The following is a 22,358-nucleotide window of genomic DNA, read 5'->3' on the forward strand; positions in this document are numbered from 1 at the left end:
AATGGAAGCTATGCGCCACATCTGGGCAATTGCTGCGATCGGTCTCTTGACGCTCGGCGCCGCGCCGACCGCTACCGCCGAGCCACCGCCGGGCGCCGACGACATCGACAGCTATCCCGAAGCAGAGGGGCATTACAGCTCGCCCACCGACTTCTACGGTGTGTTCTTCCGGACCCCGGATGGCCGTCATTGCGGCATCGGCCCCAACGGCGGTCCGGTGGGTTGTGATGCAGTGCCGATCGACGCGCCGGCCGGCAGCAACCAGATCTTCGTCAACAGTGGCGGACCCGCCTCCTACCGGCACTCAGACACCGCGTCCTTCACCCGCGACGTCGACGTGCTGCCAGAGGGGCATCGGCTGGAGAACTGGGGCGCCAGCTGCGGAGTCGGCTATCAGGGCACCGTGACGTGCAAGACCTACGGCGAGCACGGCTTCATCCTCACCGCCACCTACGGCGTGCTCTGGTAGTCCGCCAATCCGCTCAGATAGTCACCCCAGTCCAGGCTGGCGATCGGATCAGCCCGGCTGAAACCCGGCGTGTCGTCGGGAAACGTGCGGGCCGGCCCGGGTCCGCTGGCCCGGGTTTCGAAACGGACGGTCATCACGCCGTGTCCGGCGCCCTGAACCCAGCCGTGACCGTGCTCGGGGTGCGCCACATCGTCGCCGATGCGCCATCCGCTTTGGGTGACCTGGGCCGCTTCCGTTGCCTGGTGGTGGGCGTCGAAGTCCTCGTCAGGTTGCTCGAGATCTGGAAACAACGACTCCTGCCTGCTGTCGGACAGTCCCGAAAAGCCCACGCCGACAAGGCGAATAGGGCCGATCTCCACTGGGTCGAGCAGCAGCCTGCGTGCGGCGCCGATCAGGATGGCGGCCTCGGTGGTGGCATAGGCCAGCGTGGCCGACCGAGTCAGCGTGCTCATGTCCGACTTTTTCAGCTTGACCGTCACGGTGCGAGCGCCGCGGCCGTCCTTCTCCAGGCGCCGATGCGCATGCTCGCCGATCGGGCCGATCGCATCCTGCAGCTGGCGCAACGTGGTGAGATCCTCGGCAAATGTCGACTCGGCGCTGATCTGCTTGGCCTCAGCGCGCTCGGCCACCGGACGATCGTCGATTCCGCGGGCCAGCCGATGCAGCGCAGTGCCGACCGCCGTACCGAGCACGCTGGTGGCCTCGGCATCCGACAGCGCGGCCAGCGCACCCACCGTCTCGATGCCCAGCCGGTGCAGCCTTTCCTCGGCCACCGGCCCGATCCCCCACAACTTGCGCACCGGCAGGCCGTGGAGCAACAGCGCCTCCTCGTCGCGGCGGACGATCCGGATCCCGTCCGGCTTGGCCAGCCCGGAGGCGATCTTGGCGATCTGCTTTCCCGAGCCCGCTCCCACGGAGGCCACCAGGCCGGTCTGCTCGCGCACTTTGGCGCGCAACTGCTGGCAGAACTGCTCGACGTCAGTCGCGGAGGCGCCGGCAAGTTCAACAGGCTCGCCGAACGCCTCGTCGAAAGACAACTGCTCGAGCACCGGGACGACGCTGCGCACGGTATCCAGGGCGCGACGGCTCGCCACGCCGTAGACCGCCCCGCGGGGCGGCAGCACCACCGCGGGGGCACCGATGAGCCGTCGGGCCTGGTGCATCGGCATCGCCGAACGTGCGCCCCACCGGCGCGCCTCATAGCTCGCCCCGGCCACCACGCCGCGCCCGCCCAGTCCACCGACCAGGACGGGCCGGCCGCGCAGGGTGGGGCGGGTCAACTGCTCGACCGACGCGAAGAACGCATCCATGTCCAGGTGCAGCACCCAGCGTCCGCCCGCGCCGTTGACCTCGGCGCCGTTCATAGCTGCTGATGCTATGGCGCTAGCCTGACCTGCATGACGCCGGATGACGTACCGATCAGGGACGAGTCGATTCGCCTGGGACAGTTTCTCAAGCTGGCCTCCCTGATCGACAGTGGAGCCGACGCCAAGGGAGTCATCGCCGACGGTCTGGTCAGTGTCAACGGCGAGGTCGAAGTCCGCCGCGGCCGCCAGCTACGTCCGGGCGACACCGTCACGCTCGCCGGCCGCACCGCGCGGGTCGCCGGTCCCTGATCGACCACTGCGCCGAACGTGAACATGTTCACGCTCGGTGTGGCCACGCGCCTCACGCTCTTGCGATCGCGACCCGTACCGCGTCTCCGATCTCCGTGCCCTCCGCCAGCGCAGCCCCGTCGACGAATTCGAAACTGGTCGCCAGGATTTCGCCGGCGATCAGGTCTCGGTGGGTCCGGGCCCACGGCTCGTACCGAGCAGGTACCGACATCTGTACGGAGATCCGGTCGGACACTTCGAGGCCGGTCGACTTGCGCAGTTCCTGCAGTTCGCGGATGCGGTCCTTGGCCCAACCCTCGGCCTCGAGTTCCTCGGTGACTGTTCCGTCGAGCACCACCAGGCCCGCACCTTCGGGCAGGGCCGCGGTCCATTCCGGATCGGCGGCAACCAGTTTGGCGGTGTACTCCTCGGGTTGCAGCACCACCGGGCCCGCGGTCAAGGTGCCGTCGGGGTTGACGACGCCCTCCCCCGCCTTGACGGCCTTGATCGCGGCCTGAACGTCCTTGCCGATCCGCGGGCCGGCGACGCGGGCGTTGACGGCCAGGTCGAACTTGCCATAGGTGTCGATGTCGTCGGTCAACTCGACCGCCTTGACGTTGAGTTCGTCGGCAATCAGATCCGCGAACGGCGCGAGTGCCGCCGGGGCGACCGAATCATTCAGCGCCACAGTCAGCTTCGGCAGAGGCAGCCGCACCCGCAGCTTCTTGGCCTTGCGTAGCGACGACCCGACCGAGCACACCTCGCGCACCTGGTCCATCGCGGCCACCAGATCGGGATCCTTGGGCAGCACGTCGGCTTCGGGCCAGTCGGTCAGATGCACCGAGCGCTCACCGGTCAGGCCCCGCCAGATCACCTCGGTGGCCAACGGCAACAACGGTGCAGCCAGCCTGCAAGTCACCTCGAGCACCGTGTGCAAGGTATCGATGGCGCCGGAGTCCTCTTCCCAGAAACGCGAACGCGACCGGCGCACATACCAGTTCGTCAATGCCTCGGTGAACTGCCGTAGTTCGTCACAAGCCCCCGAGATGTCGCACGTGTCCAACGAGACGGTGAGATCGTCACGCAGCTGGGCCAGCTTGGCCAGGATGTAGCGGTCGAGCACATTGTCCGAATCGGTCCGCCAGGTGCCCTTCTGCGGCGCGTACAGCGCCAGGAAGCTGTAGGCGTTCCACAGCGGAAGCAACACCTGCCGCACGCCTTCCCGGATGCCCTGCTCGGTGACGATCAGGTTGCCGCCGCGCAGGATCGGCGAGGCCATCAGGAACCAGCGCATGGCGTCGGAGCCGTCACGGTCGAAGACCTCGCTGACATCGGGATAGTTGCGCAGCGACTTGCTCATCTTCTGACCGTCGTTGCCCAGCACGATCCCGTGGGCCACACAGGTTTTGAATGCCGGCTTGTCGAAGAGTGCAGTGGCCAGCACGTGCATGGTGTAGAACCAGCCGCGCGTCTGGCCGATGTACTCGACGATGAAATCACCCGGGAAATGGGCGGCCTCACCGGTCTCGTTCCCGTCGAACCACTCCCGGTTCTCGAACGGATAGTGCACCTGCGCGTACGGCATCGACCCGGAGTCGAACCACACGTCGAACACGTCCTCGATCCGGCGCATCGTCGACTTGCCGGTCGGGTCGTCCGGGTTGGGCCGCGTCAGCTCGTCGATGAACGGCCGGTGCAGATCGGTCGGCCGCACGCCGAAATCGCGCTCGAGCTCATCGAAGCTGCCGTAGACATCGATCCGCGGATAGGCCGGATCATCGGACTTCCACACCGGGATGGGGCTGCCCCAGTATCGGTTTCGCGATACCGACCAGTCGCGGGCATTCGAGAGCCATTTGCCGAACTGCCCGTCCTTGACGTGTTCGGGATACCAGGTGATCTGCTGGTTGAGCTCGACCATCCGGTCCCGGAAGTCGGTGACCTTGATGAACCACGACGACACCGCGCGGTAGATCAACGGGTTCCGGCACCGCCAGCAGTGCGGATACGAGTGCTCGTAGGTTTCGTGCCGCAGCAGCACCGCGCCATTAGCAGCTGCGCCCGCGGCTCGATTCTTGAGGTCGCGGATGATCTGCGAGTTGGCCTCGAAGACGTGCAGGCCCGCGTAATCGGGCACGGACGCGTCGAAACGTCCCTTCGAGTCCACCGGGGTGACCGCGACGATGTCGGCGGTGTCAGCGGTGGCCTTGTCATCCTCGCCGTAGGCCGGCGCCATGTGCACGATTCCCGTTCCGTCCTCGGTGCTGACGAAATCAGCCGCGAGCACCTGGAACGAGTTGGGCGCGTCCATGAAGTATCGGAACGGCGGCAGGTAGCGGGTCCCGAGCAGATCCCGCCCGGCGTAACAGCCGAGAACCTCGGGTTCCTCCCCCAGCTCGCGGGCGTAGGCCGCGAGCCGGGCCTGGGCCAACACGTAACGACGCCCGTCGGTGCCCGCAACCAGGACATAGTCGATGTCCGGGTTGACGGCGACGGCCTGGTTGGACGGCAAGGTCCACGGCGTCGTGGTCCAGATCAGCAGGTGCGCACCCTTCAGCGGGCCGTCGGTCACGGTGAAGCCGACCGTCACCGCCGGATCCTGCCGGCTCTGGTAGACGTCGTCGTCCATGCGGAGCTCATGGTTGGACAACGGGGTCTCGTCGTTCCAGCAGTACGGCAGGACGCGGTTGCCCTCGTACGCCAGACCCTTGTCCCACAACTGCTTGAAGGCCCAGATCACCGACTCCATGAACGTCGGGTCGAGGGTCTTGTAGTCGTTGTCGAAGTCCACCCAGCGGGCCTGCCGGGTGACGTACTCGCGCCATTCGTCGGTGTACTTCAGCACCGAGGCACGGCAGGCCGCATTGAACTTCTCGATGCCCATCTCTTCGATCTGGGCTTTGTCCGCGATGCCGAGCTGGCGCTGCACCTCGAGTTCGGCGGGCAGACCGTGGGTGTCCCACCCGAACCGGCGCTCCACCTTGTAGCCGCGCATGGTGCGGTAGCGCGGCACGATGTCCTTGACGTAGCCGGTCAGCAGGTGGCCGTAGTGCGGCAGGCCGTTGGCGAACGGCGGCCCGTCGTAGAAGACGTATTCCTCGGCATCCTCGCGGCGCGCAATGCTGGCCCGGAAGGTGTCGTCGCTGGCCCAGTAGTCCAGCACCTCAAGTTCGCGCTCCGGAAAATTCGGTGCGGCGGGCTTGGGATAGGCGCTCACGTCTCGTCTCCTGTGCCGGTGCCGAGCTCAACAGCTCAACACGCTCAAGGCACGGGGACGACGTCGCGCGGGTGCGCAAGCGCCGCGGTACCACCCCGCTTGCACGCTGCACCGCAGCGCGCCGCTCAACTTGCAGGCGATCACGGGCCCAACCGTCCGGTTCTACTGGACTGCGGATCCACGCATTCGAATCCTGCAGCTTTTCTTCCGAAGGCTCCCCGGTGATGGCCGGATCAGCGCCGATGCGCCCAGTCTAATGAGCACCGCAAATCGTCGGGAAATCACACCTAGCCGGAGGTGACCTCGATGAGCGCCAGCGGGAACTGCTCGGCCAGTTCGTGAACCGTGCAATGGTCGAACCCGCGGCTGTCGAACCGCCAATCCAGACGCATGGTGGTCGCGCTGTCGTGATGGATGTGCAATGCGAGCGGATGTTCGCACTGCACCGCCCGCGGCCCATCGCCATAGGCGAAGCCCATGTCGGCCGAGGGATGGTCACCGCTGTCGACTCCTGGACGTGCCGCGTCGAGCAATTCCGAACCCGACAGGCCACGATGCGACATGCAGGCCACGCCGACACGCCGATATCCGGCGCGCTCGGGACCGCTCACGACGTCGACGATCAGGACACCGTCACCGATCGTGCGGGCGACGGTCCGGCCCAAAGCGGCCAACAGCAGCTCCTCGGCGGTGCAACCCATCGCGATCTGAGCTTCGTGCAGTTCCGCGGACAACACGTCGTCCAGCGAGCTCGACACAGTTGCCATATCGGCGGCGACGGGAGGCCCTGCGGTGCCGTAGTCGGCAATCCACGAACTCGTGCCATATGCGTCGGGCAGGACGGAAACAGACATGTATGCAACGTTAGCCAGAGAGTCCCAGAAATGGGAGAGTTGTGCCAAAAGTCTGACACCCTTGTCAATAACGCCGTTGCTGACTTTGCTGCGGTTGGTTGTGACCAGGCGCGGGTCAGGGGTCTATGGTGTTCTGATGCCGCGTACCGACGAGAACGGCAGGCAGCTCAAGGCCCTGCTCGACTATCTACTGGACGGCGAGGTCGATGCCAAGGCCGTGTACAGCGCCCTTGGCGTGTCCAGCAGCACGTATTACCGGCGGGTCAAGGAAGCCGATTATCCGAATGCCGAGGAATTACGGCAGGTGGCCGACCGCTTCCATCTCAGCTACCCCGACCTGCAGATCCGGTTCGGGCTGATGAGCCGCCAGGAGGTCTGGCACTACATGGAATCGTCGCCGGTGACGGTGGCGCCCGGGGACACGGTCACCCGAGTTCGACCGGCCGTCCACCGGCACAAGAAACTGTCCGAACTGACCCCACGATCCGACGCTCCCCCGCTGTAGGCAACCCGCACGTCAGCTCAACCGCAACACCGTCCGAGGCAAAGTCTTATGTCCGTCGCCACGCTCATCCTCATCACACTGGCCTGCGTCCTGTGGAGCCTGTGGATCAGGAGAGTCACCTGGTCGTGCCGGTGGGAGGTGGCCGCCACCCTGAACATCGCGCTCCAGGGACTGGCCGTGCTGCTGATGTCGCCCTGGGCGTCGGCAACCATCGGGCACGTGCTCTACGAGCTGACGGGCAAGTGGAACGTCGAGGACTACATCGGGCACGACTGCTACATCGTCGCGGCATCGGCCATCGTCTACAACTCTCTGGGCCGGCTCCAGGACGACAGCGCCATGCAGCGCTCGTTCAAGCAGTACGTCGAGCGCCCGGCCACGATCTGCATCCCGGTCCTGCTCGCCACCTTCTCGATGGGCAACGGCGCCGCGGTGTACCGGGCCGACTTCTTCCAGGTACCCACCGACTTCTGGCTCAGCGTGTACTGGATCATCCTGTGCGGCACCTTGATCTATCTGCTGGGCTATGGGGCCCGCGCCATGCTGATTCTGCGTAAGGATCCGAGGTCACGCCGGATCGCCAACATCTACCTGTTCGCCTCGATCAGTGGCGTGCTCGCGTGCGCGACCCGGATCATCACATCGCTGGTACCAGCGCTGCAACCCATCGAGAACGGCCGTCTGGTATGGGTTTTCGCCTGTGGCTGCGGCGCGATCTTCGCACTCGCGTCCGCCCATTCCTGGCGGATCAAGACGCGGTGGCTGTCGTCGAGCAATCGGTGAGGTCGGGACACACATCATTTCACCGCCACCGCGGCGCCGCCTACTGCCCTACCGCTCGCCCGTAGGATCGTAAAGTGCCGTCGCAGACAAAATCTACGAGCACGGCCGAACACTCCTCGCTGTTCGTCCGGCTCGGCTCGGTGATCGTGCGATGGCCGTGGCTCGTCGTCGGAATCTGGCTGGCCATCGCGGCCGCCCTGCCCCTGACGTTCCCGTCGTTGACGCTGATGGTGCAGCAACGTCCGGTCGCGATCCTGCCGTCGCACGCGCCCGTCACCGTGGCCACCCGCGAGATGACCGAGGCGTTTCACGAATCCGGCTCGGAGAACGTCCTGTTGGTCGTCCTCAGCAACGACAAGGGCCTGGGCCCGGCCGATGAAGCGACGTACCGCACGCTCGTCGACAATCTGCGCAAGAACCACACCGATGTAGTCATGCTGCAGGACTTCATCAGTGCCCCGCCCCTGCGCGAATTCATGGCCAGCAAGGACGGCAAGGCCTGGATCCTGCCGGTCGGCATCGCGGGCGATGTCGGTTCGCCACAGTCGTACGCGTCCTATACCCGCGTCGCCGACATCGTCAAAGACAGCGTGCACGACGCCTCGCTGACCGCGAGCCTCACCGGACCCGCCGCCACCGTTGCCGACCTCACTGATATCGGCGAACGCGACACGACGGCCATCGAGATCGCCACGATCGGAATGGTTCTGGTGATCCTGCTGATCATCTACCGCAACCCGGTCACGATGCTGCTGCCCCTGCTCACCATCGGGGCGTCGCTGATCACCGCCCAATCGGTGATCGCCGGCCTCGCCTATCTGGGCATGGGCATCTCCAACCAGACTGTCGTGTTCCTGACCGCCATGATGGCCGGCGCCGGGACCGACTACGCCGTCTTCCTCATCAGCCGCTATCACGACTATCTGCGTGACGGACTGGAATCCGACCGCGCGGTCGAACAGGCACTCGGCTCGATCGGCAAGGTCATCGCCGCGTCCGCCGCCACGGTGGCCGTCACTTTCTTGGGCATGATGTTCGCTCAGCTGGGTCTGTTCTCCACCGTCGGCACCGCACTGGCCGTCGCCATCGGCATCGCCTTGCTGGCTGCGCTGACGCTGTTGCCCGCCGTGATGGTGTTGGTCGGGCGCCGGGGTTGGATCTCCCCGAGACGTGACCTCACAAGCCGGATCTGGCGACGGTCCGGTATCCGCATCGTGCGCCGGCCATGGTCCCATCTGGCCGCCAGTTTGGTCGTCCTCGCGGCACTGGCCAGTTGTGCGACCCTCGTCCAGTACAACTACGACGACCGCAAGGCGCTGCCGGCGCACGCTGAGAGCTCCATGGGTTATGCGGCCCTGGAGGACCACTTCCCGATCAGCTCGGCCATTCCGCAGTACCTCATCATCCAGTCCCCGAACGAGTTGCGTACGCCCCAGGCACTGGCCGACCTGGAACAGATGGCCCAGCGGGTGAGCCAGCTTCCCGGGATCGCGGTCGTGCGAGGGATCACCCGGCCGACGGGAGAATCGCTGCAGCAGGCACGACTGAGCTATCAGGCCGGCGAAGTCGGAACCAAGCTGAACGACGCGTCGACCCAGATCAACGGGCGCGCAAGCGACCTCAACCGGCTCACCGACGGTGCCGATACGTTGGCCACCAGCCTGCTCGATGTGCGCACTCAGGTCACCCGCGGCGTGGCCGGAGCGCGTGGCCTGGTCGATGCCCTGGCGACAATGCAGAAGCAGGTCGGCGGCAACAAGACGCTCCAGCAGATCGACAGCGCGGCAAAGCTGGTCAGCAGCATGCGGGCGCTCGGCGACTCGCTCGACACGAACTTCGCCGATCTGACCAACGGTATGCCGTGGATCGATCCAGTCCTGCGGGGACTGGACACCAGCCCCGTCTGTCTCACCGACCCGGCCTGTCTCGAGGCCCGCGGATCACTGCGCCGACTGGCCGCGGCCCGAACCGACGGTACCTTCGATCAGATCGCCGCCCTGGCACGGGATCTGCGGGCAACCGATTCCATGCAGACCCTCGATGACACCGTCAAGAAGCTCAGCGCCACCATCGACACCGCGAGCAAAGCCATGCAGTCCATGGGGCTGGCCAATCCGACCCAGGCGCGATCACAACTCAGCACCCTGCAGACCGGTGCCGACACGCTCGCCGACGCCAGCAGGCAGATCGCCGACGGAGTCTCGCAGCTGGTCACCGAGACCAAGCGGATGGGATCAGGGCTCGACGAGGCGTCGGCATTCCTGCTCACTATGAAGACCGACGCCGCCAGCCCACCGATGTCCGGGTTCTACGTGCCCGCACAGATTCTGACCCAGGACGAATTCCGTAAGGCCGCAGCGACGTTCATATCACCGGACGGCCATACCGCGCGCTACCTGATCCAGACCGATATCAACCCGTTCGGCACCGAGGCGATGAACCTGGTCAACTCGATCGGTGACACCGCGCGGGGCGCCCTGCCCAACACGGCGCTCGAGGGGTCTTCGGTGTCGATCGCCGGATATCCGGCGATGCTGCGCGACACCCGCGACTTCTACAACCACGACATCCGGCTCATCATCGCGATCACCATCGCGGTCGTGCTGCTGATCCTGGTGGTCCTGTTGCGTGCGTTTGTCGCGCCGCTCTACCTGATCGCCTCGGTGGTGATCTCTTACCTGTCGGCCCTGGGCATCGGTGTCGTGATGTTCCAGTATGTCCTTGGCCAACAGTTGCATTGGAGCGTGCCCGCACTGACTTTCATCGTGCTGGTGGCCGTCGGCGCCGATTACAACCTGCTGCTGATCTCTCGAATTCGCGACGAGTCGCCCAATGGCGTGCGCTCTGGCGTGATCCGTACCGTCGGATCCACCGGCGGCGTGATCACCGCGGCCGGGCTCATCTTCGCCGCGTCGATGTTCGGGCTGTTGTTCGCCAGCATCAGCACGGTCGTCCAAGCCGGATTCGTGGTGGGTGTAGGGATCCTGTTGGACACGTTCCTGGTGCGCACCTTGACCGTACCCGCGATCGCCACGCTGATCGGCACCGCGAACTGGTGGCCCTCGGATTTCGTCACCCGTCAGCTCGACCGGCTACGGAGCCGCCTCAAGGCCACGAGGGAAGCCGAGCCCGGCAGCTGAGCCGGTATCGGCTGGCTAGCCGATACCGGGGAACAGGTTCTTGACCTGCTGAGCGGCGTTGTCCATGTTGGCCTGATCAGTGGGGCTCAACTTGATGCCCTGCACCGCCTTGTCGATGTTCTCCTGGTCCGTGCGGCTCAGCTTGATCGTGGGCTGCGGCGCGGGCGCCTGCTGTGGCGGCAGTTCCGACAGGCCCGTGCCGGCCTGCCGCAACCAGTCCTCGACGTTGGCCCGGGCCACGGGATCGATACCGGTCGCCGGGGCCCCCGGATAGTCGTTACGCGAGTATCCGGCGTCCACCATCGGCCGCAACACGCCGTCGAGCTGGTCGACCAGTTCGTTGGGAACTCCGTTGTCACGAAGCGGCCTGGTCAGCGGGAGGAGTTTGGTCGGCAGGAAATACGTCGTCTGTGCCGCTCCCTTGGAGTTGACCGTGACGACGACGTTCTGCAGCGGTACGTCCTCACGCGTGGAGTACGAGGTTTCGGTGTGCAGATACTCCAGGGCGACAAGAGAATTCGCCAACGCCAGCCAATTGTCCGGCCGATCGGGGAAGTCGGCGATGAAGTCGTATTCACCCACCACCATGGTTGTGTCGTACTGACTTTCCACCGGACCACGCACGGTGTAGTCGATCAGCGGAATGTAGGTCCCCGGCGTCAGCGACGACAGGACCGAGTGGCTGAACGGTGTCACCGCCTGCGGCGGGCCGAACAGGGTGAAGGACACGCCTTCTGGAGCGCGCGCACCAGGATCCTGCGACAGGCGCGCCAGCGCCTCGCTGAGTACCAGGGCCCCCTCGGAGTTGCCGACCACCACGGTCTGGCCGGGGGTGCCCTGCAACGCGGCCTTCAGGTTGCGGGCACCGGTGTCCACCGACAGGCCCACGCTGTCGGTCGAGATGTCGTTGCCGGGCCACAACTTGTCCGGCAAGCGGCCATACACCATTCCGGCGGGATACTCGACGATGCGCCGGTTCGCATTCGGGTAATAGCCGCGCCCCACCCGGTTGGTGATCTGGTCCCAGGGAATGCCGGGTCCACGAGCGCCACCGAAGATCAGCGCGGTTTCTGCGGAGGCGGTTCCGGCACCGAACACCGTTCCCGCAGCGACGAGACCGACCGCAAAGGATCCGGCCAGCAGGCCTCGGGGCACCCGGCGGAGGGCGTCTTGTGACCGGCGCCGCGCGCGGACGGCTTCGCGACGCCGACGTCCTCCGTTGACTCCAGGCATCCTGCCGTCTCCCTCCTGAGCACCGCCCATCGGCGGTGTCATGCCGTCGCTCATATCCCGAGCAGGCCGATAGTGATGAACAAAGCCCCTGCCGCAGTGAGAATCATCGCTACGTCGCGCCGCGTGCAGGAACGGATCCAGGTGTGCACGCGGGTCATCCACACCAGCGTACGTTGCGGGGCGATCAGGTAACTCAGGAGTGGGATCTCCACGAGTGCAAAGGCCACCAGGTTGAAGGCGATCACCGCACCCACCTGTGTTCCGGGCGCCACGTCGGAGGCGTGTATGACGGCCAGTGCCGCCAGGTAGTCGACCGACGGCAATGCGATACCCAGCCCGCTCACGCCGGCTACCCACAGTGAATTGCCTTGCATGACCGCACGTATCCGGCCGCGCAGCCCCACTCGGGGCGCTGCGAGTGCCACCCTGCCGGCGGCAGACTCCTCCGCCTCCAGCTGTGATGGCCGGGCGCGGCGCGAACCCACGTTGGCGGCCACCAACACGGCGGCGACCAAGGCGAGGATGCCGATCCCGATCTGCATCCTCGGCACGGTGAGCGTGCCCGCGGCCAGCGGTGCGGCGTCGAGGACGAGCAACGCCGTCCCGCCGACCACCAGGCCCATGAGGAACCCGCCGCACAGGAACGCCAGCAACTGATGCACGGGTCGCGGCCGGTTCAGCATCAGCACGGTCAGCCCGATCCGCACCGGTTCGAGGCTGACCGCGACGGCCATCAGTAAAAGGGTTGCCCACATGGTGTTTTCAGCGCTTCGGGTCAGGCCCGATCAGGCGTCCAACCTCGCAAACTCCTGCCGACGGTACAGCTCCGCGCTTGCCTGACGGCGGACCTTGCCGCTGGTGGTGATCGGGAGCGAGCCGGGAGCGACCAGTGCGAGATCGGCGGGGTTGAGTCCATGCGTCGTCGAGATGGCGGAGATCACTTCGCGTTTCATCAATGTGAGACGCTCGGACAGGTCCTCCGGGGTTTCGTCGGAACGCTTCTTGACCTCGATGACGGCGACCAGTTTTTCTTCCTCGTCGTGGTTCACCGCAATCGCGGCGACGCGCCCGCGGGAGATCGCCGACACCGTGGCCTCGATGTCGTCCGGGTAGTGGTTGCGCCCGCGGACGATCAGGAGATCTTTGACCCGGCCGATGATGAACAACTCGCCCTCGGAGATGAAGCCCAGATCGCCGGTCCGCAGCCATGTTCCGCCGGGTACGCCGTCGACCGTCGCGCCGAATGTCGCCTGCGTCTCTTCGGGCCGGTTCCAGTATCCGGCCGCGATGTTCTCGCCTTGCGCCCAGATCTCACCGATCATCCCGGCGGGCATCTCGGTGAGGGTTTCGGGATCGACGATCCTTACCGCCGGGCTCTGCGGGGTCCCGTAGCTGATCAGAGCGGTTCCGCCAGCACAGCGCTCGGCGTGCCCGGCGGCGAGCTTCTCGGGCTCGAAGTGTGCCACCACCGGCGGCTTCCCCGGCTCGCGTGTCGCGACGTAGAGCGTGGCCTCGGCCAGACCGTAGGACGGCCGGATCACCTTGCCCTGCAGATTGAATGCGGCGAACTTCTTGGTGAAGCGTTCGATCGTGGCATGGTGAACGCGCTCGGCGCCGCTGATGATGCTCAGCACGTTCCCCAGGTCGCAACCCGCCATATCGTCATCGGTGGTCTTGGCCGAAGCCAGATCGAAGGCGAAGTTGGGTCCGGCGGTCAAGCCGGTGGTCACACTGCCGAGCTGCTGCATCCAGCGTGCCGGCCGGGCCAGGAACGCCAACGGACTCATCATCACGGTGCGCCATCCACCCAGGATCGGCGCGACGATACCCGCCATCATTCCCATGTCGTGGTACAGCGGCAGCCACGTCACCACCGTCGTGTCGGCCGGTGGCACCCGGTTGTAGTCCGGGTAGAAGCTGGCCATCATCTGTTCGAAGTTGGCCGTCAGGTTGCGATTCGACACCATCACGCCCGCGGGAATCCGCGTCGAGCCGGAGGTGTACTGCAGGTAGGCGGTCGCCGGCGCAGCTTCGCGCCGCAAGCGAACCGCTTTGCGGGCATCGAGGTCGAGTTTGTCGACCTCGAGCAGGACAGGCGCCGGATTGCCGTCCTGCGCCACCGCATACGGCGCCACCGTCTCGGAGATGGCGGATGTGGTGAGGATGACCGCGGGTGCGGCATCCCGGAGGACTGCGGTGACGCGCTCGTCGTGCGCGCCGATCATCGGCGTCGACAGCGGGACACAGACCACGCCGGCTTCCAGCGACGCCAGGAACGCGACGATGTAGTCCAGGCTCTGCGGCGCGAGGACCACCGCGCGGTCACCGACCGCGGCGTGAGTCTGCAGCTCCCCCGCCAGATTTCGGATGCGCCGGTAGAGCTGACCCCAGGTCAGGGTCTCCTCTACGCCGTCCCAGTCGCGTTCGTAATCGACGAAGGTGTAGGCGACGTCGTTCGGCTGCATGCTCGCCCGATCACGCAGCACGCTGTTGAGTGTCGACTCAGTCATCGAGTGTGCCTTCCTGTTCTGACTTCATTCCGCTACTCACCTGCGCGACCCTGCGCCGAGGTTTTCCAGCACCCGAGCACACGTCGACTTCAGCACCTTGACGTACCGGCCGACCGATTCATGTGCCTCGGGATTGTTCGGATAGACCACCGAAACCGCCGTGCGGTCCTTCAATCGCACCAGGAACACCGTCATCTGGTACGAGTACACGCCGTCGCTGAACATGCCGATCCGCATTGATTCCAGCTCGGTGGTGAGCAGCACCGACAGTGGCGCCGCCCCGGCATCCAGGAAGTTGATCACCTGGAAATTCGGCCTGGGCCAATCCAGTTCGGGCCGCAACTCAAGCACCCGGTAGAACGGGACGTCCACCAGTTGATGTCCGGCGTCGAAGGATTTCTGTGCCGCAACGGCCGATTCGGCAAAAGACCGGCCCGCGATGGGAACGGTGATCGGGACCAGCCCGGTGAACCAGCCCATCGTCATCAGATCGGCGGTGGTCTTGCGGGTGTCACTCGGAGTCAGCCCGTAATAGGTGTCCGCCCCGGTCAACTCATGCTCGGCCAGCCCGGTGCAGGCCAGCATGCCGCCGATGAAGCGGGCCCCGGCATCGACGCACAATGACTCGAACTGAGCGGTCTGCTCCTCGTCCATGAGGGTCTCGACCCACATCTCCGCTCCACACGGTTGGAGTGGATCACCCAGGGGCAGCGGGAAGTCCGGCAGGCTGCCGTTGTTGCTCGACGCGAAATCGGCCCAGGCCGTGACCTCCGGCGAGTCCGGTGTCAAGGAGCCGAGCAGCTCCTTCTGCCGCAGGCAGAAGGCGTCGTAACTGCCGGCCTCCGGAAGTGCCAGCGGCGCACCGCCACCGACGAGGGTGGTGTACATCGCGTGGAACTCCATGAGAGTCACCCCCGCGAACGTCGCATCCATGTGGAGGTGGTCGATGCTCACATAGATCGTGAACCGATCCGGGTACTGAACGATGCCGTAGGTGAAGCAATCCCAGTGCAACGGATCCGGTGTCGACAGCGTCAACTGCCGCAGTTCCTCTGACGTGAGATCGCCGTGCCGCGTGGGCACGAACTTGATGTCGGCCGGATTGGGCATCGTGTGCCGCACGATGTTGTGGACATCGTGGTACTCGAACCAGCTGCGGAACGTGTCATGCCTGCGCACATGGGCATTGACCACATAGGTCATTGCCCTGATATCGCATTGCCCTGGGATATCACACGTCACGATCACCAGACGGGAGTAGTCCAAGCCCTTGGCTCGCTGATCGACGAACCCGCGCAGGTGCTGGGCCTGCATGTAGCTGACCGGGATGTCACTGACGGGCGCTTCGGCCGCCTTGGCGCACGAGGCCGGCGAGGCTCGCCAGGAAACGGCAGAACCGGGCGGTGCTTCCCACTCTTCGATCGAACCGATCGAAACGGACCCTAACAGCAACGTGACTCCTCTATAAACTCAACCGAATTCGGCATCAAGCCGTCGGTGTCAGCTCCGTGTCGGCATTGGCGATCAACTTCTCGCACAGCTTGTCGGCGAGCCCACGAACGGTCGTGATGTCCGCCGGGCTGATCCGCACCCGGGTTTCGGTCTCGATCCTTGTACGTACCTCGAGGTTGCCCAGCGAGTCGATGCCGTATTCGGCCAGCGGACGGTCGGGGTCGATCGAACGACGCAGCAACACGCTGATCTGGTCGGAGACCAGACGGCGCAACCGCGAAGGCCATTCGTCCTGCGGAGTGGCGTACAGCTCGGTGAGGAAGCCGCTGGCGTCGGAATCGCCGGAACTCGCGGGACGGAACGATTCGGCGAACGGGACCCGCTTGGCGAAGTCGGCTAGCCAGGACACCCCCACAATCGGCGTGTAGCCGGCGTATCCACGGTTGTGCCGCAACATCGTCTCGAAAGCATGGGCACCTTCGTCGGGCGCGATCGCCGAGTCGGAGGCTTCGGCAAATCCGGTGCCCTTGCCGATCTCGGTCCACGCACCCCAGGCGATGGCGCTCGACGGCAGTCCCTCACTTCGTCGCCACCGGGTGAATCCGTCCAACCAGCTGTTGGCCGCCGCGTACGCACCCTGCCCGGGTGAGCCGACCAGGGCCGCGGCCGAGGAGAAGCAGCAGAACCAGTCCAGCGACTCCGACCGCGTGGCGTCATGAAGGTTCCACGCACCCACAGCCTTTGGCGTCCAATCTCGGGCCACCAGGTCATCGGTGATGTTGGCCAACGTGGCATCTTCGACGACAGCCGCCGCGTGCAGGACACCCCGTAGCGTCAGTCCGGTGGCCGTTGCCGCCGACACCAGCGCCGCGGCAGTGGCGGGGTCGGCGATGTCGCCGGTGACCACCTCGACCTCGGTACCGAGAACCCGCATCCGGTCGAGATCCGCCGTCGCTTCGGCGGAGGGCTGGGACCTGGCGTTGAGCACGATCCGGCCGCAGCCGGCCGACGCCATCTTCTCGGCGAGGAACCGTCCCAGGCCACCCAGTCCGCCGGTGATCACGTACGCCCCGTCGGCTCGGAAGACCGGTGCGTGTTCGGGCGGCACCACCGCCATGTCAGAACCCGACTCGGGGATCTCCAAGACGAGCTTGCCGGTGTGTTCGGCCGCACCCATCAGTTCCATCGCCGCCGTCCATTCGGTCAACGGATAGGTGCTGACCTCCGGGAGCGGCAGCGCGCCGTCACCGATCTTGCCGAACACGTTCTGCAGTACGCGACGAACCGCGTCTGGCCTGCGTTGGCTCAGCGACGACAGATCGACCGCGTGGAACGACAAGCCGTCTCGGATCATCGCCGGCGTGAGGGTGGCATCACCGCGAACGTCGGCGACTCCGGTCTCGATGAACCGGCCGCCGAAGGCGAGCAGTTCCAGGCCGGCACGTTGCGTCGATCCCCCCGCCGAGTTGAGGACGACGTCTACACCGTATCCGTTGGTGTCACGTCTGATTTCGTCGGCGAAGCTCAGCGTGCGCGAGTCGTAGACGTATTTGATGCCCATGTCGCGCAACAGTTGTCGACGCTCCGGACTGCCCGCGGTGGCGAACACCTCGGCTCCGCTCTCGCGTGCGACCGCGATCGCAGCCAGACCGAGACCACCGGTCGCCGAATGGATCAGCACCTTGTCCTGTGCCGATATCCGCGCCAGCTCTCGCAACGCGTACCACGCCGTGGCATGCGCGGTGGGTACTGCGGCGGCTCTGTCCATCGCCAACCCGGCGGGCAGTGCGACGGCAAGGTCGGAGGCACACGTGACGAACGTGCCCCAGCAACCTGTTGCTGCCACACCGGCCACCCGATCGCCGATCTTGTGGTCGGTGACATCGGGGCCGACCGCCGTGACAGTTCCGGCGAAATCACGGCCCAGCGTTGCGGATTGCTCGGCCAGACCTGGGTACCGGCCCGAGGCCGCCAGGATGTCGACGAAATTCAGGCTCGACGCGCTGACCCGCACCTCGATGCACCCGGCCTCGGGCGCGGTCCGCTCAAAGGTGGTGAGCTCCAGGGAACTGAAATCCCCTGGGGTACGGATGCTCAGGCGGACGGCATCGGTGGACATGTCGACAATGGTTGAGTGCCGCTCACCGGCGGCAAACGGGCTGGCCCCCAGCCGCGCGGCATACCACTGACCGTCACGCCAGGCGGTCTCGTCCTCAGGACTTCCCGCGAGTAGTTGGCGGGCAATGTCTTTGGGATCGGTGCGCTCATCGACGTCGATCTGAGTCGCACGCAGTTGCGGCTGCTCGTTGCCGATCACGCGGAGCAATCCGCGCAACCCGATCTGGTCGAGGTTGAGTGCGTCGCCGGGTAGCACCGCCTGCGCGCCACGCGTGACGAGATGGAGGCGAGGCGCCTGATCCTCGACGTCGATGAGTTCACGCACGATGTGAACCACACGCTGGACCAGCTCAAGACCCCGGGAAGCCGATTGCCGGTCCCCCGTTGCCGCCGCGCCGGCCAGGACCAAGGCCACATCGCTGTAGGCCTCTGCACCGAGGTGTTTGCGCAGCGAATCGGCATTGGTCGGTTGGTTCGCCCCTTCAGACCAGACCACCGTCGACACGTCACCGAGATCGGGTTCGAGTGCATCGGCCAACTCGGTGGTCAGCAGATCCGAGGCGTCGGACGTGATCAACAACCATTTGCCCGTCCCGGATGTCTGCGCCTCCGGCAGGTCCTGCTCGTGCCACTCGACGGCGAGCAGCCGCTCATTGAAGATGCGTTCCAGATGACCGCTTTCGGACATACCGGTGCCCAACCGCAGGCCGCGAACGCTGAGCAGAACGTCGCCGTCCTCATCGAGGAGGTCGAGATCGGCTTCCACGTTGGCGGGGTCGGCGTTGGTGACCTGGAGCAGGCAGTAATGCGCCGCACGGGTAGAACCGGATGCGCGCAGGCTCTTCACACCCAGAGGGAGCAGCAGACCGCCGGGGGCCTCACCTTCGGCGTACGCCGCCACGGACTGGAAGCACACGTCGAGCAGGGCCGGATGGATCTGGTAGGCACCCTGTTGGGACCGGATGGCACTGGGCAGGGCCACCTCGGCCAGGACACTGGTGACGGGCCCGTCGGCGGTGTATGCCGCGGCCAGACCAGAAAACGCAGGACCGTACTGAATCCCTTTGTCCCCGAACCATTTCCGCAGCGCGTCCCCTTCGACGCGACGGGGATGGGTCGCCTTGAGTTCGGCGAGATCGTGCCGGGCCGGGGCATCGGAGCGCTCCACCTCGACGATCACCGCCGCCGCACGCCGGATCTGCTCGCGTTCCCCGGCCGTCTCGACCAGGAATTCCACCGCGCCCTCGGGGTTCACCTTCGCCTCGGCCGAGATCACGGTCTCGTCGTCGAGCAGCAGCATCTGTTCGAAGGTGATGTCACGCACCTCGCAGGCATCGCCCAACAGTGAGCGGCCCGCCGCCAACGCCATCTCGCAGTACGCGGCACCCGGAAGCGCAGCCACGTTGTGAACCTGATGATCGGCCAGCCACGGCTGGGCGTCGACACCGACGTCGGCCTGCCAGACGTGGCGCTCGGGATCCTCGGGAAGGACGACATGCGCCCCCAGCAACGGATGGACGCTGAGCAGATGTCCACCGCCCGGAAGGTGCTCGCGTGCGTCCCGGCTGACGGTCAGGGGCAGGCGAGTCCAGGTGGGCAGTGGCGCGTCGGCGAGGGCGCCCGACGGGTACAACGTCCCGAAGTCGACGGCGGCACCTGCACTGTGCAGGTCGCCGACGTACTGCAGCAGACCGGAGGGCATCTCGGTCTCGCGTCGCATACTCGGCAGTGCCGCGATGTTGATGTCCAGGCTCCGGGCAACCTGTTGGGCCGGGTGGACCAACAATGGGTGCGGGGCCAGCTCACCGAACACCCGGTAACCGTCTTCGAGAGCGGCCTGCACCGCGGCCGAGAACCGCACGGCGTGGCGCAGATTGTCGACCCAGTAGTCGGCGTCGGTGTAGGGCTCGTCGCGTGGGTCGTAAGAGGTTGACGAGTAGTACGGCACCGTGGGCGTGAGCGGGGTCAGGTCAGCGAGCACCTCGGCGAGATCGTCGAGGATCGGGTCGACCTGCGGCGAGTGCGACGCGACGTCAACCGCGACCTCGCGGGCCATGATGTCGCGCTGTTCCCAGTCGGCGACGAGCTCTCGGATGCGTTCGGTGGTCCCGCCGACCACAGTGGACTTCGGCGATGCGATCACCGAGATCACCACGTCCTTGATGCCGCGCGCGGCAAGTTCGGACAACACATGCTGTGCAGGCAGTTCGACTGAGGCCATGGCACCCGAACCCGAGATGCGGGTCATCAGTGCCGACCGCCGGCAGATCACGCGCACAGCGTCCTGCAGCGACAACGCGCCCGCGACCACGGCGGCTGCGGCCTCGCCCATGGAGTGGCCGATCACCGCTCCGGGCTGCACTCCCCTGGACTTCAGTGCGGCAGCGAGTGCGACCTGCATTGCGAAGATCGTCGGCTGCACCCGGTTGATGCCCTCGACCGGCTCGGAATCCGAAATCGCCTCGGTCACAGAGAATCCCGACTCTGCGGCAATGAGAGGTTCCAGTTCGGCGATGGCCGCCGCGAAGGCTGGCTCGGTGGCAAGCAGTTGCGCACCCATCCCCGCCCACTGCGAACCCTGGCCGGAGAACAACCACACCGGTCCGCGCTCGCCGGTCCCGACAGCCGGCTCGTAGACCGCATCGCCCTCGGCGACCTCGCGCAGCGCCGCACCGAGTTCGTCGGTGGTCGCCGCGGTCACCGTGGTCCGGAACGGCCGGTGGGCCCGGCGCCTCGTCAGCGTGTAGGCCAGATCCGGCAATGGCTGCTCGCCGGCCTCGTGGATCAGCCAGTTGGCCAGCCGGCCCGCGGTGCGACGAAGTTCGTCGGCCGAGGTGGACGACACCGGGAACATCATCGGCTCGCCGTCACTATCCGGCGCACCGGCCGGCTCAGACCCGGCAGCGGGCGCCTGCTCGAGCACCGCGTGCACGTTGGTACCGGACAACCCGTAGGACGACACGGCCGCGCGGCGCGGGTGTTCCCCGTCGACCGGCCACGGCATCAGATCGGTCGGGACGACCAGTGAGCTGTTGAGCCGGGCCATCGCCTCGGGCAACTCGGTGAAATGCAGGTTGGCCGGAACGGCACCGTGCTGCAGGGCGAGGACGGCCTTGATCAGACCGATCGCCCCGGATGCCGACTGGGCGTGCCCGATGTTCGTCTTCACCGACCCGAGGGCGCACGGGCCCTCGGTGCCGTAGACCGCGGCCAAACTGGCGAACTCGATGGGATCGCCGACGGGTGTTCCGGTTCCGTGGGCCTCGATCATGCCTACGGTGACCGGGTCGACCCCGGCTGCGGCCAGTGCAGTGCGGTAAACCGCGCTCTGCGACTCCTCCGAAGGGGTCGCGATGTTGATCGTGCGGCCATCCTGGTTGGCGGCGGTCCCGCGGATCACGGCCAGTACCCGGTCACCGTCACGCTCGGCATCGGCCAAACGCTTCAGCAGCACCATCGCGACGCCCTCGCCCGAGACGAACCCGTCGGCGCCGACATCGAACGCGTGGCAGCGACCGGTGGGCGACAACATTCCCTGCGCCGAGCCGGCCACCATCTTCTTCGGGTCGAGCAGGAGCGAAGCGCCGCCGGCCAGGGCCAGGTCGCTCTCCGACTCGTGCAGGCTCCGGCACGCCATGTGAATCGCCAGCAAGCCCGATGAGCACGCTGAGTCGACCGTCAGCGCGGGTCCGTGCACACCCAGTGCGTAGGCGACGCGGCCCGACGCCAAGCTGAAGTTCGTCCCGGCGAAGCCGTAGGCACCGTCGAGCGCGTCGGCCTCGGCGGCGACCATCTGGTAGTCGTTGTGCGTCATGCCGAGGAAGACGCCGGTCAACGAACCGGAGATGTCCGCCGGGGCCAGGCCCGCGTGTTCGAGGGCCTCCCACGACGTCTCGAGCAGGAGTCTGTGCTGCGGATCGATGGACGGCGCCTCGCGCTCGCCGTAACCGAAGAAGTCTGCGTCGAATCCCGCGACGTCGTCGAGGAACGCACCCCACTTTGACACCGAACGACCAGGAACTCCGGGCTCCGGATCGTAGTACTCGTCAGCATCCCAACGATCGAGCGGAACCTTCGTGACGAGGTCGTCACGCCGCAGGAGGGCCTGCCAGAACCCGGCCGGTGAGTCGATCCCCCCGGGCAGACGGCAGCCCATGCCGACAACGGCAATCGGGGTGACTGGTGTCTCGGCCAAGTTGGCTCACCTCTCTCGATGCGATCGATCAGCAAAGCGTCGATCAACATACTTAGAACGCGGAAAAGAATGTGCGCTACGTCGCCCACGACGCACGGTACCGAATCCCCGTATCCGGTTCGAGTCGTTGCCAACGCGGGTCCGTAGCCTAGCGCGTGACCCAACCAGATGTTGGAAACACCCGATCGCAAAAACGTTCATGCGTTCGCTGCGCCGACCAATTCTTGAGAAATGGCAGCACCGGCCAATTTCCCCAGCGAGACACCGGATAGTTGTCGGCGATGCCG

At 66.0% G+C, this 22,358-nt stretch carries 13 protein-coding genes; 5 read left to right on the forward strand and 8 right to left on the reverse strand.

The features are described 5' to 3' along the window. The first annotated feature begins 10 nt into the window (after positions 1-10). The gene (locus tag ACZY08_RS14980; RefSeq protein WP_463745866.1) at positions 11-469 is read left to right on the forward strand and encodes a hypothetical protein; all 459 of its coding nucleotides are present in this window, start codon (positions 11-13) and stop codon (positions 467-469) included. Here the strand turns inward: ACZY08_RS14980 and ACZY08_RS14985 are convergent. Next, the gene (locus tag ACZY08_RS14985; RefSeq protein ID WP_463745865.1) at positions 451-1,833 is read right to left on the reverse strand and encodes a DNA polymerase IV; all 1,383 of its coding nucleotides are present in this window, start codon (positions 1,831-1,833) and stop codon (positions 451-453) included. The two genes, ACZY08_RS14980 and ACZY08_RS14985, sit on opposite strands and share 19 nt — an antisense overlap. A gap of 33 nt (positions 1,834-1,866) precedes the next feature. Between ACZY08_RS14985 and ACZY08_RS14990 the strand changes: the two genes are divergently transcribed. Next, a complete protein-coding gene (locus ACZY08_RS14990) occupies positions 1,867-2,085 on the forward strand; it encodes an RNA-binding S4 domain-containing protein (protein ID WP_463745864.1) in 219 nt (72 codons plus the stop codon). A gap of 52 nt (positions 2,086-2,137) precedes the next feature. On the opposite strand, the gene ileS is transcribed toward ACZY08_RS14990, so the two are convergent. Then, a complete protein-coding gene (gene ileS, locus ACZY08_RS14995; protein ID WP_463745863.1) occupies positions 2,138-5,281 on the reverse strand; it encodes an isoleucine--tRNA ligase in 3,144 nt (1,047 codons plus the stop codon). A 287-nt stretch (positions 5,282-5,568) separates the two neighbouring features. Further along, positions 5,569-6,135, reverse strand: a complete 567-nt coding sequence (locus ACZY08_RS15000; RefSeq protein WP_463745862.1) for a hypothetical protein — start codon at positions 6,133-6,135, stop codon at positions 5,569-5,571. 136 nt (positions 6,136-6,271) lie between these two features. Between ACZY08_RS15000 and ACZY08_RS15005 the strand changes: the two genes are divergently transcribed. From ACZY08_RS15005 to ACZY08_RS15015, 3 genes are all read left to right on the forward strand, one after another. Then, positions 6,272-6,640 (forward strand): XRE family transcriptional regulator, encoded by a 369-nt coding sequence (locus ACZY08_RS15005; protein ID WP_463745861.1) that lies wholly within the window; start codon positions 6,272-6,274, stop codon positions 6,638-6,640. Positions 6,641-6,688: 48 nt separating this feature from the next. After that, on the forward strand, positions 6,689-7,423 hold the full coding sequence (locus ACZY08_RS15010) for a hypothetical protein (protein WP_463745860.1): 735 nt from the start codon (positions 6,689-6,691) through the stop codon (positions 7,421-7,423). Between the two features lie 140 nt (positions 7,424-7,563). Further along, entirely contained in the window at positions 7,564-10,563 is a 3,000-nt protein-coding gene (locus ACZY08_RS15015; RefSeq protein ID WP_463745990.1) for an MMPL/RND family transporter, read from the forward strand. 15 nt (positions 10,564-10,578) lie between these two features. Here ACZY08_RS15015 and ACZY08_RS15020 read toward each other — a convergent pair whose 3' ends face one another. The 5 genes from ACZY08_RS15020 to pks2 are packed head-to-tail and all read right to left on the reverse strand — an operon-like array spanning position 10,579 to position 22,071. Continuing rightward, positions 10,579-11,796, reverse strand: a complete 1,218-nt coding sequence (locus ACZY08_RS15020; protein WP_463745859.1) for a PE-PPE domain-containing protein — start codon at positions 11,794-11,796, stop codon at positions 10,579-10,581. A gap of 50 nt (positions 11,797-11,846) precedes the next feature. Further along, complete coding sequence (locus ACZY08_RS15025; protein WP_463745858.1) at positions 11,847-12,551, reverse strand: GAP family protein; 705 nt, start codon at positions 12,549-12,551, stop codon at positions 11,847-11,849. Between the two features lie 30 nt (positions 12,552-12,581). Beyond that, entirely contained in the window at positions 12,582-14,306 is a 1,725-nt protein-coding gene (locus ACZY08_RS15030) for an AMP-binding protein (protein ID WP_463745857.1), read from the reverse strand. 36 nt (positions 14,307-14,342) lie between these two features. Further along, a complete protein-coding gene (locus ACZY08_RS15035; RefSeq protein ID WP_463745856.1) occupies positions 14,343-15,758 on the reverse strand; it encodes a condensation domain-containing protein in 1,416 nt (471 codons plus the stop codon). A 34-nt stretch (positions 15,759-15,792) separates the two neighbouring features. Further along, positions 15,793-22,071 carry a sulfolipid-1 biosynthesis phthioceranic/hydroxyphthioceranic acid synthase gene (pks2, locus tag ACZY08_RS15040; RefSeq protein WP_463745855.1) on the reverse strand — a complete coding sequence of 2,093 codons (6,279 nt, stop codon included), beginning with the start codon at positions 22,069-22,071 and terminating at the stop codon, positions 15,793-15,795. Between the last annotated feature and the right edge of the window lie 287 nt (positions 22,072-22,358).

This window comes from Mycobacterium sp. IDUB_9, assembly GCF_055419505.1.

What these genes read in the sequence shown, in the direction of transcription:
- ACZY08_RS14990 (WP_463745864.1), top strand. Translation starts at nt 1,867, where the DNA reads ATGACGCCGGATGACGTACCGATCAGGGACGAGTCGATTCGCCTGGGA.
- ACZY08_RS14985 (WP_463745865.1), bottom strand. Translation starts at nt 1,833, where the DNA reads ATGAACGGCGCCGAGGTCAACGGCGCGGGCGGACGCTGGGTGCTGCAC.
- ACZY08_RS15020 (WP_463745859.1), bottom strand. Translation starts at nt 11,796, where the DNA reads ATGCCTGGAGTCAACGGAGGACGTCGGCGTCGCGAAGCCGTCCGCGCG.
- ACZY08_RS15025 (WP_463745858.1), bottom strand. Translation starts at nt 12,551, where the DNA reads ATGTGGGCAACCCTTTTACTGATGGCCGTCGCGGTCAGCCTCGAACCG.
- ACZY08_RS15010 (WP_463745860.1), top strand. Translation starts at nt 6,689, where the DNA reads ATGTCCGTCGCCACGCTCATCCTCATCACACTGGCCTGCGTCCTGTGG.
- ACZY08_RS14980 (WP_463745866.1), top strand. Translation starts at nt 11, where the DNA reads ATGCGCCACATCTGGGCAATTGCTGCGATCGGTCTCTTGACGCTCGGC.
- ACZY08_RS15030 (WP_463745857.1), bottom strand. Translation starts at nt 14,306, where the DNA reads ATGACTGAGTCGACACTCAACAGCGTGCTGCGTGATCGGGCGAGCATG.
- ACZY08_RS15005 (WP_463745861.1), top strand. Translation starts at nt 6,272, where the DNA reads ATGCCGCGTACCGACGAGAACGGCAGGCAGCTCAAGGCCCTGCTCGAC.
- ACZY08_RS15000 (WP_463745862.1), bottom strand. Translation starts at nt 6,135, where the DNA reads ATGTCTGTTTCCGTCCTGCCCGACGCATATGGCACGAGTTCGTGGATT.